This is a genomic window from Flammeovirga sp. SubArs3 (assembly GCF_947387565.1).
Lineage (GTDB): Bacteria > Bacteroidota > Bacteroidia > Cytophagales > Flammeovirgaceae > Flammeovirga > Flammeovirga agarivorans.
The window spans coordinates 730,952-745,948 of record NZ_CANDOA010000001.1 but is presented as its reverse complement, the minus strand read 5'-3'; the positions used below and the strand labels follow the sequence as shown (position 1 = coordinate 745,948).

The window sequence follows — 14,997 nt, the reverse complement described above, 5'->3', positions numbered from 1 at the left end:
CACCTTTGTAGAGTAATCAATCAAGAAAAAACTCTACAAAAATGAAAAATTCTATTCTACTTCTACCTTTTATATTTATCTTATTTATTCAAAAATCTTTTGCTCAAAAAGATGAGCTAGCAGCAAAATTACAAAACCCTTTGGCGAATATTGTGGCCTTACCAATACAACACAATATTGGTGTAGGTTCACCAAATTATAATGGTTCAACATATTCTATGTCACTTCAACCGATAATAGCCAATGAGCATAAACACTTTAATTTGGTTCACAGAGGTGTTTTTGCAATGTCTTATCTACCTCCAACCCATGAAAAAGAAAGTATTGTAGGAGTAAGTGACCTCAACTATTCTTTCTTCTTATCTCCTAAGAAGGTAAAGAAACTCGCTTGGGGTATTGGTCCTTCCATTGATATTCCAACTGCATCGAATGAAATGTTAGGTACTGGAAAATGGGGAGCAGGTGCTGCGGTGGTAATGGTTTATCAAACACCAAAATGGACATTTGATATGGTAGTAAGACAAACATTCTCGTTTGGTGGGGATTCTCAAAGAGATGATGTTCAGAACTTTGTCTGCCAAGCCCTTGCAGCTTATGGAATTGGTAATGGCTGGGTAATTAATACTTTTCCTACTATAACAGCCAACTGGAGTGCAGAAAAAGGACAACAATGGACAGTACCATTAGGTGGTGGTTTCAATAAGCTTGTATTCCTTGGTGGAAAAATACCTATGAATATAGGTGCTCAATATTATCATAATGTTGTAAGACCTGACCATGTAGCAAAAGGTGAATTTAGGTTAATCACTACAATTGTATTAAGAAAATAAACTGTCGATAACTACGTAATCCTTAGGTCTGAAGCTAAAACTTCAGGCCTTTTTTATACACCTACCACACCTATTAGAACACTTTCAATCCGAAATTTATATTTTTCAGTAACTATTTAAAATTCAGTAGAATGATCATGTCGTTATTAAAGTTTCACACTTTAAACAAATAATTATGAAAGTTCAGAACTATGCAGAATTAATGGTTGCATTAGATACACCATCCATTCAACAAATTACTATCACAGATACAATTTATGTTCCTCAGAGTATTCGCTTGCCCAAAGGCTTAATATTAGAAGGGATCAATAAAGAACAGTCTGGTTTATTCTTTGGTGATGGAGACGGTATCGGTTTAACAGAAAGCAATACAGTTCAAAACCTAACTGTTCAGGTATCTCCTGTAAATAGAGCATTATTTATTAGTAGTATTCATGAGAATCTTGGGAAGGTGACACTTCAAAATTTAAATGTCACTGGGCAAATCCAATTAATTACTAGAGAGACTACCCAACAATTACAACTTAAAATAAATGCTATCGATATTGTATCTGCAGATGTTCGTCAAAGAAAGGAAACCCAATCCTATTTTGGTGTTGAGGTAGTTCAAGGGGCACTTACCGTTTTTAATTTCTGCACAGATAATAAAAGTGAGATTCAATTAGAAATTGATGGTATTTCCATTGGTCGTAAAGAAGCACCAGTATTAGGTAGTGGTGTTCTAATCTCTGGATATGGGATAACTGGAGGAAAAGTAGTCGCTGACTTAATCAACACCAATGCGATATATTCTAATGGAATGCTTCCGCTGGGAGTCAATAATATTATTTCTGGTAGCTTATTTATTATGGCGGGTGTAGAAGTAGAGCAAATAGTAAATTCTAAAGAGTTGGTTACTTACGGAGTAAATGGAATGGTCCTCGACAACTGGGGAAAAGTAAGCAATTGGATTGCTAAGGATAATATTATCTCTTATGGCCCAAGTGGTATTGGTTTTGTAAACTTTGGAGTTGTTGAAAACTTTGTATCAAAAAGGAAGATCGAAACTTTTGGCTTGGGAGCTAGAGGTTTTAATCAATATGAAGGAACGATTGACAAAGCCCAATTTAATGAAATCATTACGCATGGAGATGGAGCCATTGGTATTCAAGTATCTAAACCAGTAGGTGAAATTAGGATAGATAAATCATTAACAACATTGGGTTCAAAAGGAAAAACACTTGTTAAAGGACAAATTTTTGAGCTCTCTGCTGATGGAATTAGTGTACTACCAAAAGGTACTATACAAAAATTACATATTGAAGAAGGAATAAGAACGGAAGGAAACGGCGTTGTTTCTTTAAAGGTAGCTGGAAAAGTCCACGACTATTCAAACAATGGAGAAGTTTTAGCTAACGGTAGAGACGCAAAAACCATTGTTATAGAAGACTCTGGAGAAATCAAGAATATGTAATCAAGTGATAGAAGTTTTAGAATAACTTTCTCATCAACCTAAGAATTTATGTTAGGTTGATGAGAAATTCCAACGAATAGAGGTTGTAATGTGTTTAAGTATATGTAACAAATTACCTAAAGCATAATCATCCCATTTGTAAATGAACTACTCTATCGCTCTACTAATTACTGGAATTCTATTCGTACAGTATTCCTTAGCACAAAACCCTAAAGACTATATATCCGGTTTTTTCTATAAAATGGATATCTCAGCATATCAAGGAGGGGAATACCAATTTACAGCACGAGCTAAATCAGATACATTATCACCTCATGCTGGGTCTTATCTTTATGTGCGGATGGATGGAGAGAAGGATAATCTATTATCTTATCAAGGAAGTGAAACTCCTATTCAAAAACACCAATGGGAAACGTATTCTATTCGTGGAAAAATCAATAAAAAGGCAACTTCTATCTTAGTGGGCGGACAGTGTTTGTTTCAAGGGAAATACTTTTTTGATGATTTCGTGTTAAAGGTCAGAACCAAGAATGGGCCTTGGAAAGATTTTAATCTCCCCAATTCTGATTTTGGAGTAAATCAAAAAAATCATCCTTCACAGAGATTCACCTTACCCGAACAATGTACGGTTTCAGTTCAAGAAATTGCTGATAAAACAAAACCACTGGTTGTTGATGCTAGTCAAATCATTATCCATGGTTTTAATGATCAAGTCGGAAAGTATTTATCATGTAGAAATGTAACGTTCTATTATGAAACTTATGGTGAAGGAGAACCTTTATTACTACTTCATGGAAATGCACAATCCATTAAAGACTATGCTGCCCAAATTCCCGTCTTGGCTAAAAAATATAAGGTAATAGCTGTAGATACAAGAGGTCATGGTAAATCTACTGAAGATGGCACTCCCCTTTCCTATGATCTTTTCGCCGAAGATATGTTGGCATTTATTGACCATTTAAAGATAGAAAAAGTGAATGTACTTGGTTGGAGTGATGGCGGTAATACAGCATTGATCATGGCGATGAAGGCACCTGAAAAAATCAGTAAACTCGCCATTATGGGGGCTAATCTTTATAATGATAAGACCTCTGTATTACCAGAAATCAACAGTCAATTAAGAAAAAGAATCAAAGCAATAGAGAAAAAGAACTTAGCGGATACATTCGAAGGACGTTTGCTTTATTTATTAAGAGATGAACCCAATATTAACCCTGAGGACTTAACAAAAATCGATTGCCCTACCTTAGTTATGGTAGGGGAAAACGATTACTTCTTTAAAAGTCATACTCGACTCATTGCTGAAAAAATTAATAATGCTCAACTCGTTGTTTTTATTGATGGAACACATGAAGAACCTATAAAAAATCCAGATCGATTTAATGCCACAGTACTTTCCTTTCTTGAGGAGAAAAAAGTGAATTGATTATTTGATAAAAAAAGCCTAGGAAATTCATCCTAGGCTTTTTTAAAATAAACGATTACTTCTGTACTATATTAAAACATCACTTTGTGTGTTTTAATACCGTTAGATGTCTTTATATGTATGATATAAATCCTTTGTTTTGAGAATTGATACGCTACTGTTGAAGAAGCATTTCCTCTATCTAATTCTTCTTGCAACAAAACACTACCTAATTCATTATAAATCAAGATCTCACCACCATTCTGCGTAATATAATCACTCTTAACTGTTACAGCATTTGGTGTTACTTGTAACTGTATTAATGAAGTAACATCATCAACAGAAGTGATTACTTTCGACTTAGAAAGTATTAGATTAAATCTATTTGAGTTCGATACTTCATCAGAAATAAATGAGTATACATCGCCCTCTGAAAGTTCTGTGAATGTATTAAATTCCGTATCCTCAAGTACTACATAATAATCACTTAGAGCTTTTAAATCAGAGAATGTTAGTGAATATTCTTCCTTCTCGTTTACATCTATAAATAATGGAGTTGTTACTTCACCGTCATTAAATGGCAGGAAATTAATCGCCATTTCAGCTGCTTCATTCATCTTAGAATAAAGTCTTACTCCATTGTTTCCGTCATGCTTGTAAGCATCAAATCCTTGATCGAAACCTTGAGTTGCTGTATCAGCAAAACCAACTAGTGTTTCGTTTTGTGCATTTGTTCCACTACTCTTCAGATTGATTTTCACTAATGGAATTTCTGATTCTGTAGCCTCTGTAGCTCTATATGCTCTGATACTTTCAATCCTCATTTCTTTTGAGAATGTTAGATCGTTATCATGTAATTGAGCAAAGAAACCTTCTCCTGCAGCGATACTACCATCCCATGTTTTTAGGTGATTACCTACAGCTCCCAATTGTGTTACTGTTAGTAATTCATCCTCTCCTTCTGCATTTACTTCCCATAAATACACCGCGCCTAAACTATTTTCATTCGCAAACATCAAGTCATTATAATCGATATATGCGTTAAAAGGATTGGAGAATGTATGGTAACTTGTTTCACTTACAGAACGTTCCATTTTAAGGTCTTCTGAAATTGCCGCACCTGAGAATGTGAATGTTGAAGCTTCTGTTGCCAAATATCCTTCTCCACTTTGTAGTACTGAAGATTTTTCAGTGATAAAAGCACTTCTCAAACCATTTTCCGCAACTAATGTTGGATCAAAAGAGTTGAATGTAATGTCTTCTTCTGGTAATCCTTCTGAAACCATTGGTCCAACCAATCTTAGGTTCACCGTCTCTTGTGAGACTACCGCTACTTCTGATTGTTCCATTGTTCCATTCACAATTAAACTACCACCTGAGGCCATCGTAATCGTTCCTTTGTGTTGTAAATCTGAATTTACGATCAATGAATAATCATCGCTGATCATTACCTCTGCTCCTTCTTGGATTTCAACATTTCCTAAAGTTACATTCGATGTACTTACTGAAAGTTGGTTATTGGCATGCTTACTAATATAAACGTACTCATCTTGTCCAGGTACTCGTTGTTCGTTCCAGTTGGTAGCAATATTTCCATCACTACTGTTTACACCCAACCATACTAATGAACGGTATTCGTAAGCCCCTGCATCTGCAGTATATTTTCTTGCATAACCTGTATGGTCTGTTGATAACGAGTTGGAAGACAATGCATGATCGATAGCTAAACTACCACCATTAATCGGATACATGCTTGTACCATCTTCTGCTGTTTCCTTTCCGATTTGAGTTCCATCAATATCTTTATTGATATGGTTATCAGATTCACTCTCTGTCCATTTTGTCAACTGATAAACTTTACCAAATACATTGTTAAAGACCTCTTTAGAGTTACTATTGGCAAAATTGATATCATTATTATCAAACGTACCATTTTGTCCAATCAATGAATTGTAGCAATAGAAGTAAGGCATTCCAAGTTCTGTTCCCACAAAAGAAACTCCATATTTATTACCGTTTGATGTGTTATAAGCAATAGTGTTGTGATTAAACTTAACAGTAATGTTAGAACTTTCTCCGTCAAGGTGTAATGAACCTTTGATTTGCATCGCTCCAGATTCATTCGCTGCATTTTCAGCAATGATTGTGTTATTAATTTCTACCATTACTCGGTTGTTTAAACCATACTGAGCATTTCCATCCACCGCGATACCTCCAGAGTGTCCAGTGGCTGTATTTCTTGAGATCACAGAATTATTAATTTCTACCATCATATTCTGTGTCGAAGAATTTTTTGAGAAAATAAATAATCCCCCACCGTTACCACTAGAGCTATTATCGTACACATCTACGTTCTCCAGTTTTAGATTCGCTCCACCTGCACTAATTGCACCACCATTCTTGTCTGATGTATTTTTATAGATATGAACATCTTTTAAAGATAATAATCCCGATACTGTTTCTGTCTTAATCGCTCCACCTGTGTCTTCTGTAGAGTGACCATGTCTTAAACCTAAGTGTTCAATGTTGACTGTATCGGCAGAATTACCAAAATAAATTAACCTTTCAGTTGACTCCCCATACACATCTGATGCTTGAAGAATATCTTTTGTCGGGTCTTCACCTAAGAAAGTGACTCCTTGTGTAAGTATTATAGATACCGTATGAACACCTCTGATATGAATGGTATCATTTTTTGATACATAGTTCATCGCTTCAGCAACAGATCTATATTGCTTACCATTTAAAACAACCGTATTCTCATCATCAAAAGTGATTTCACCACCTTCAAAAGCACCTGCATCTGGAGTTCCTTGGCGAGGAAGACCTAATGCATCGGCAGTAGAAGTACTACCCTCTGCGAAGTCTACCGCACTACTTAACTCTGAGATAGTCAACACCTTAACAAGACCACCACCTTCTAACTCATCAGATAATTCCAAGAAATAAGTATTGCTGTCAATGTCCTTACTGTTATTGTTTACAACTGGAGTTCCGGCGATTTTACCCATAAAGGTATTGGTCACTGTCGCATTCGCATTATTAAATTCAATATCTGCCTGAGATGAAGTACCACTTTCAGAAACAATAGAGTTCGATAATGTAAAATCAACCAATTGATCTCCTGCTTTAGCAAAGTTGATTCCCTTACCAACATTATATGCAATTGTTGAATGGTCAACCGTTACCTTTACACTAGCTTCTGTTGAGTTTGATGCTAAATCATCCGTTCTGACAAACAATCCTGCTCCTGCATTCGTAGTCGAAGTATTACCAAAAACAGTCACATTTTCTATGGTTACTTCTAATGGATTTCCATTTCTATAACGTCCATCGATACCAATACCACCCCCTGCTTTTGCTGTAGTGTTATTACTAATTGTAGAATTTTTGATTACAGCAACAGTTGCCTCCAATATCGTTTTGCTTGGTGCAATAGAGATACCTCCACCATAGAATTCTTTAGAAACTGTTGTTGAGTTATCCTCAATCACTGAATTATTGATATTCAGGTTACCTCCAATTGAAGAGATACCACCACCTCTACCGGCAGAGTGATTGTTTTTAATGATCATATTAGAGAAACTTACTAAACCTGTAACATCAGTGATTTTTACACCACCTCCATCAACTCCTTCGGTCAATGTTTCTCCTCCAGTAATTGTAAAGTGATTAAATGTCACTTCAATATCACCTGATGGAATAGTTACAACAGAACCTCCATTGATATCTTGGTCTTTTAAACCTTCTAAAATATCCTCAGTCGCATTATCACCTTGAAGTGTCAATGATTTTGCAATTGTAATTTGCTCTTTATGAAGGCCATTAAATGTAATCACATCTCCAGAAGATGCATCATTAACAGCTTCCTGTACAGTATAATATTGTGTTGATGTCGTTGTATTAAATACTGTATTGATTGGATCAAAAGCTTTCTTCTCTCCCTCATAAGCACCTGCATCTGGCGTCTCTTTTCTTGGTAATCCTAAAGCATCTTCACTGATTGTACTTCCTACTGCAAAATCTAATGCGGCACTTCTGTCTCCAATTGTTAGAACCTTTACAGCTCCAGTCAAATCTACTAATTCTGATGATAATTGAAGATCATAAACATCGTTAGTCAGGTCTTTACTGTTCGTAATATGCTCTGTTGGTAAGGCATTTACTTTACCTAAGAATGTGTTCGATACTACAGCTGCTGAATTAGTAAAGTCGATATCGAAGTTAGATGCTGAACCATTTGCATCTAAAATAGAGTTGCTTAATGTTAGTGCTATTGGGTTCTTAGATCCTGTCGTTGTATTCACAATTATATTCGTAGCTGTATTTCCAACGATTGTACTATGATCTACGACTAATGAGATATTCGATTGTGTATTATCAGTGGCTAAATCTGCGGCTTTTGTGAAGATCGCTCCACCATTACCTGCTGTGTTCCCAAAGATCGTTACGTTTTCTAACACTAAAGCTACCGGATTACCATTTTTGTATCTTCCTTCAATACCAATGGCTCCACCTGATTTTGCTGATGTATTATTATTAAATGTCGTTTTCTTTACTGTTACAGTAGCTCCTTCTGCTAAGCTTAAACCTGGTGCGATAAAAAGACCACCGCCAAATCTTTCGGTGGTAGCTTGTGTTGTATTGTTTTCAATTGTCGTATTTACAATCTCTACATCACTACCCACAGCTGAAATACCGCCACCATGACCTGTTGATGTTGTATTACCACTAATCGTCATATCAGAAAAAGATATCAAACCTGTAACATCTATGATATTTACTCCACCACCGTTTCCAGATGCGTCTCCACCTGTTACAGTGAAATGATTAAAATTAACGTCTATATCACCGCCTGAAACTTGGATCACTGAGCCATTATTAATCACCTGATTGGCTAAACCTTCTAAAATATCTTCCGAAGCATCATCGCCTTGAAGCGTCAACGATTTTGTGATTGCAATTTGTTCTTTATGCGTACCATTGATAGTAATTACATCTTCGGCAGATGCATCATCAATCGCTTCTTGTATTGTATAATACTGTGTTGATGTCGTTGTATTGAATACTGTATTGATTGGATCAAAAGCTTTCTTCTCTCCTTCGTAAGCACCTGCATCTGGCGTCTCTTTTCTTGGTAATCCTAAAGCATCTTCACTGATTGTACTCCCTACTGCAAAATCTAATGCGGCACTTCTGTCTCCAATTGTTAGAACCTTTACAGCGCCAGCCAAATCTACTAATTCTGATGATAACTGAAGATCATAAACATCGTTAGTCAGGTCTTTACTGTTCGTAATATTCTCTGTTGGTAAGGCATTTACTTTACCTAAGAATGTGTTCGATACTACAGCTGCTGAATTAGTAAAGTCGATATCGAAGTTAGATACTGAACCATTTGCATCTAAAATAGAGTTGCTTAATGTTAGTGCTATTGGGTTCTTAGATCCTGTCGTTGTATTCACAATTATATTCGTAGCTGTATTTCCAACGATTGTACTATGATCTACGACTAATGAGATATTCGATTGTGTATTATCAGTGGCTAAATCTGCGGCTTTTGTGAAGATCGCTCCACCATTACCTGCTGTGTTCCCAAAGATCGTTACGTTTTCTAACACTAAAGCTACCGGATTACCATTTTTGTATCTTCCTTCAATACCAATGGCTCCACCTGATTTTGCTGATGTATTATTATTAAATGTCGTTTTCTTTACTGTTACAGTAGCTCCTTCTGCTAAGCTTAAACCTGGTGCGATAAAAAGACCACCGCCAAATCTTTCGGTGGTAGCTTGTGTTGTATTGTTTTCAATTGTCGTATTTACAATCTCTACATCACTACCCACAGCTGAAATACCGCCACCATGACCTGTTGATGTTGTATTACCACTAATCGTCATATCAGAAAAAGATATCAAACCTGTAACATCTATGATATTTACTCCACCACCGTTTCCAGATGCGTCTCCACCTGTTACAGTGAAATGATTAAAATTAACGTCTATATCACCGCCTGAAACTTGGATCACTGAGCCATTATTAATCACCTGATTGGCTAAACCTTCTAAAATATCTTCCGAAGCATCATCGCCTTGAAGCGTCAACGATTTTGTGATTGCAATTTGTTCTTTATGCGTACCATTGATAGTAATTACATCTTCGGCAGATGCATCATCAATCGCTTCTTGAATCGTATAATATTGTGTTGATGTCGTTGTATTGAATACTGTATTGACAGGATCAAAAGGTGCCGGAACAAATTCAAAAGCACCTGCATCTGGTAATGCATCTCTTGTTTGACCTAACGCATCTTCTGTTACTAAATCTTTCGCTGTTGCCTTGAAGTAATCTTTAGCAATGCTAGATCCTGTAAAAGTGTAAGTTTCATTAGTTGAACCTTCTTTTGTTTCTAGGGATGCTGATAAAAGAAGTTCTGCATTAGTTATTGCTGTTTCATAGTTATCAGAATTTGTAATGTTACCACTCTCATTGGCTACTCTACCTAAAATAGAGTTGTACAAGTTTTCTGTATCTGTATTACCAAAGTTCACATCAGTACCCGATGAAATCGCATTTAAGGCAATGATTGAATTGTAAATATTCAATCTACCTGATGGCACACTACTTCCATTTTTATAATAATATATACCATAACGAGAACCGCTACTTCCTGAACCCAATGTATTATGAACAATTGTAGTATGGTACAATTCAACACCAATTACTGAAGTAGATGTATTTGTAGTATGAGCAATAGATTTAGTAAAAATTGCTCCGCCTTCATTACCCGCTTCATTTTCATTTAAAGTCGAGTTCACAAGATTGATAGCTACATAGTAGTCACCATCTCCATTATGATCGAAGCCAATAGCTCCACCATTGGTTTTTGCAATGTTAGATGAAATAGACGTATTTTCAATATCTACTGAAATATCTTTTCCACCAGCATTTCTATTGATAACAAATAGGCCACCACCTACTCCAACAGTAGCTTCGTTATCTAAAATTTTACAATTAGTAATCGTAGCATCAGTTCCTCCTAAAGCAAGCCCCCCGCCTTGTTTGGCTTTATTGTTTTTGACAATTAGGTTATCCAGCGTAATACTTGATACATTATTTGCATAGATACCACCTCCAGTTGAGCTACTTGTTGTACCTCCTTGGATTGTTAAGTTCTTAATAATAGTGTTGGTAGCAGTAACGTTAATTACTCTAGTTGAACCATTATTACTAATAATATCAGTTGTTGGATCTTCCCCTTGCAATGTTACTGTTTTATTTAAAGCAACTACTGCAGTAAGATTGTGTTGTCCGCGAATCTCAATAACATCATTTTCGTTAGCCGCTGTTATAGCAGCATTAATAGAGGCGTAGTCCTGCGCTCCAATTTTCACGCTTTGCCCCATAGCTAAATGGCAAAGTAAACATGTTATTATAACGGTAAAAATTCTTTTCATTTCTTCTACTGTTAGTTTTGTTGTGTGATTTTTACACTATAAAAGTAGATATCTATTTATTTTTTGTAGGTAGGCGATTTGGTCATAATGCTTAAAAAACTGACCATAGGCCTATATAAAGACGTATTCGTAATGTTTTGAACAGTTATCAAAAGGTTTCAAAAAAGTGATATTCAATTTGAGATATATCACAGGAAGTCTAAAACGGTTTATTTATAAGTATAACAGATTTTACATGGATATAATTACAAAAAAGGCTTGATATTTCTATCAAGCCTCAATTTATAAATATTTACTTAGATTTTTTCGGTCAATCCTTAGTATTATCTCTATTTTGATAAATTTTTCTTTACCTCAACTGCATTAGAGATTGGTAAATCAAAAGTATGTGCTGCAATCCAAACCGGAACTTTTTCTCCATAATGAGGAGTCGTTCTTGTTAGTTTTGGCTGAGCCATCACCCAATAGTAGCCTTTTTGTTCTACTTCGAAAGACAAATCCGCTAAGTCTTTCTTGATCACTTTTGCTTCTAAAGGATTATTATTTTTTGCATAGAAAATGGTGTAATCTTCTGTATAATCACAAGCATCCCATTGTAACGTATTCCCTTTACGGTCAACTTTCATTTCAGAATACTTATCAAACCTCCATTCTACCAGTGTCTGGAATTTCATTTCTTCCAATAAAGATTGGTATGCTGGATTTAATGCTAAGTTTTCTCTTTCATTAGGATCTTTCTCAACATCATATAACTGATCGATTACCCCGTGTGTATAGATGTATTTCATATTTCCTTTTCTCATCATTCTTGATGGCAAATCTTTTTGCTTTGGAAATGCTTTGTAATCGCCTGCTCTATACTCTGCGAATACTGTTCTGTTTTTTATTGTTTTTCCATTTTTTGAAGTGGATACTAATGAAACTCCTTGAACTTCTTCAGGAACATCAGCACCAATTAATTCAGCAACGGTAGGCATTACATCTACTAAACTAACCAATGTTTCGTTTCTTGTTCCTTGAGGCAATGCTTTTGGATAAGAAACAATAAATGGTACTTTAATCGCTGCATCGTACATATTATGTTTTCCTCTTAATCCATGTTCCCACATGTGCTCACCATGATCAGAAGTATAAATGATAATTGTATTATCTGCTAAACCATTCTTTTCTAAGGCAGTGACAATACGACCAATCATCTCATCCATTTCTGTGATACATGCTGCATAAGCAGCCATTACTCTTTTTGCTTGTTCTGGTTTGTTCTTTGGTAGACCATGGTGTACCCAATTTTGCACCCAAGGGTATTTCCCTGATTTATACCAATCGTTTACAGTTTCAGGAAATTCAAAATCGTTTTGATCGTATAAATCATAATATTCATGTAGAGTAGTCAGCGGAAGGTGAGGCTTTTCGAAACCTACATGTAAGAAGAAACTTTCGTCGTCTTTTCCTCTCTCGTCAATAAACTCTACAGCTTTTCTTGCTACGACCATATCGAAGTTATCTTCATGATCTTCTACCAATGAAGGCTTTAACTGTGGATTAAGGTCTTGGCTTCCGCCATATTTCTTGTATTCTAAGATCTGACGGTATCTATGGTAGGCATCTTTTCCTACTTCATCTTCATAATGGCCACCAGGAAAGTGAGTATAATATCTTGTATTGACTACATCCCAACCCATATCGTTTCCTTCTGGATGTGCTGGGTCTACATTTTTTTGTAGCTCACCATGAACATGCATCTTACCTGGTGATGCTGTGATGTACCCATCTTTCTTAAATACCTCAGCGATTGTTTTAATATCATCATGATAGCCTGTGGATCTCAAAAATCCTGATCCCTTTCTTACCTCTTTACCGTTGGCATTAATAACGGGTGCTTTATGATAGATAGCTCCGTTAGCATAAGGGTACATTCCTGTAACAATTGCAGCTCTTGTGGGTGCACAAACTGGAGCCGGAGCATAGGCGTTTTCGAAAGTTACCCCATTTTTTGCTAATGCATCTATGTTGGGGGTTTTGATAATGTCGTGACCGTAAGCACCTGAAAATGTCTGTTTATGTTGATCTGAAATGATAAACAATACATTCGGCTTTTTATTTTTCTTCTTTTTTTGTGCCTGTGTTCCCATGATAGGGACTAAGAAACAGGCTAAAAATAAAATATGTAGTCTTCTCATGATGTTGCTAGTAATTTCTTTTTGATCAAGAAGAGTAAGTAGTAAAATGTTAACCACTCTATCTACTTACTCTTTATTTGTTACTTTAATTAATATTTTCGTTGGCTGCTTTTTCTGTTTCAGGAATAGGCCATTGATAGTCTTCTGGTCCTCGGACACCTTGAATTAAACCTTGGTTATTAGGATCGAAGGCCGATTTCACTAGTTCCTCTAACATACCCATTCTAGTTAAATCGAACCAACGGTTACCTTCCGCCATTAATTCAACTCCTCTTTCTCTCATGATAAAAGTTCTGAAGTCATTCATTGACATACCACTTCCTTGGAAGAATTCATCCATCTCTACTCGCTCTCTTAAGATATTGATATCATACTCTGCCATTGATGGATCTTTCAATTTTTCGGCAGCCGCCTCTGCTCTAATCAGATGCACATCTGCCAAACGCAATACATGCCAATTCTGTTGAGCCGTTGCATCCGAAGTTGCTTCTCTATCTACATATTTAGAAGTATAAACCTGATAAAGTACACCTACTCTTTCTTCTCCTTCATAGATATCATACCCTGCCTTACCTGCATTGATCACATAGGTTCTGCCATTCGCTGTATATTCTTGAATAATAGATAACAAGTATCTTTGATCTGTCTTGTCAATATTTTTGTTGATAAATCCAGATTTGATACTGTTAGTTCCCCCCCAAGTTCCAGCACTTAAGCCAGAACCTTGAGGAGTAAATAAGTTAGTTATCGCAGATCCTTGCCCAGAGACCGGTGCATTCTGAATCTCAAAAAGCATCTCCCTGTTGTTACCATTCGTAGAATGGAAAATAAATTGATAATCATTAGCGTTAGTTACCAACGCATATTTAGGTCGATTTAATGCTTTATCAGCATATACATAAGCAGAGTCATAATATTGACCATAGTTGCTTCCTATTGATTCGTATATTTTTAAACCTTCATTTCCGATTAATGCATTTCTTGTAGATGATGCCATATGAAGATATACTTTAGCCAACAAGCCTTCAGCTGCCGCATTGGTTACTCTTCCTATTTCATTGACTTTCCCTTCAACAGTCTCTTCTAAGCCCCAACAGTTTTCTGAAGCAAACTTTAGATCACTGATGATTTGTCTGTACACCACGTCCACTGTAGAAGTAGGTAAGCCTATCTCATCTTCCCCTTGTTCTGCCGGAGTTGTTCTCAATGGCACCTCTCCAAAGCTTCTTACCAAGTTGAAATAATGCAATCCTCTTAAAAATCTGGCCTCACCAATAATTCTATTCTTAAGTGCATCATTCATTTCTATTGCCGGAACTCTTGCAATTACATTATTCGCATCTTTAATGGAAGTATAAATGGCATTCCAAGCATCCGTTAAGGTAGAATGAGTAGACGATAATATACCGTTGTAATAGTCTGTATGTTTGAAACTACTTGTTCCTTGATCAGAAGAAGCATACATATTAGAAATATACAGCTGTCTATAATAGGCGTTTGTCTGTTTCATTGAAGCATAAGCCCCGTTGATTGCGGCTATAGCATCTGCTTCCGTTTTATAAAAGTCATCTGTCGTGATTTGAACTTTTGGTTCTTCCTTAAGTAGGCTACATGATGAAATAAGACCTACTAAAACAAGCAATATGATTACTGATTTTTTCATTTTAAATTT

At 36.0% G+C, this 14,997-nt stretch carries 6 protein-coding genes; 3 read left to right on the top strand and 3 right to left on the bottom strand.

All coding sequences use genetic code 11. From position 1 onward, the window contains the following. Positions 1-41: 41 nt before the first annotated feature. From QL232_RS02815 to QL232_RS02805, 3 genes are all read left to right on the top strand, one after another. Complete coding sequence (locus QL232_RS02815) at positions 42-830, top strand: hypothetical protein (protein ID WP_281612985.1); 789 nt, start codon at positions 42-44, stop codon at positions 828-830. Between the two features lie 175 nt (positions 831-1,005). Beyond that, a complete protein-coding gene (locus tag QL232_RS02810) occupies positions 1,006-2,283 on the top strand; it encodes a hypothetical protein (RefSeq protein WP_281612984.1) in 1,278 nt (425 codons plus the stop codon). 142 nt (positions 2,284-2,425) lie between these two features. Further along, the gene (locus tag QL232_RS02805; RefSeq protein WP_281612983.1) at positions 2,426-3,709 is read left to right on the top strand and encodes an alpha/beta hydrolase; all 1,284 of its coding nucleotides are present in this window, start codon (positions 2,426-2,428) and stop codon (positions 3,707-3,709) included. A 71-nt stretch (positions 3,710-3,780) separates the two neighbouring features. Here the strand turns inward: QL232_RS02805 and QL232_RS02800 are convergent, their stop codons facing one another. From QL232_RS02800 to QL232_RS02790, 3 genes are all read right to left on the bottom strand, one after another. Next, on the bottom strand, positions 3,781-11,145 hold the full coding sequence (locus QL232_RS02800) for a hypothetical protein (RefSeq protein WP_281612982.1): 7,365 nt from the start codon (positions 11,143-11,145) through the stop codon (positions 3,781-3,783). A 329-nt stretch (positions 11,146-11,474) separates the two neighbouring features. After that, positions 11,475-13,325 carry a sulfatase-like hydrolase/transferase gene (locus tag QL232_RS02795; protein ID WP_281612981.1) on the bottom strand — a complete coding sequence of 617 codons (1,851 nt, stop codon included), beginning with the start codon at positions 13,323-13,325 and terminating at the stop codon, positions 11,475-11,477. Positions 13,326-13,410: 85 nt separating this feature from the next. Further along, positions 13,411-14,988 (bottom strand): RagB/SusD family nutrient uptake outer membrane protein, encoded by a 1,578-nt coding sequence (locus tag QL232_RS02790; protein ID WP_168882470.1) that lies wholly within the window; start codon positions 14,986-14,988, stop codon positions 13,411-13,413. Positions 14,989-14,997 lie beyond the last annotated feature (9 nt).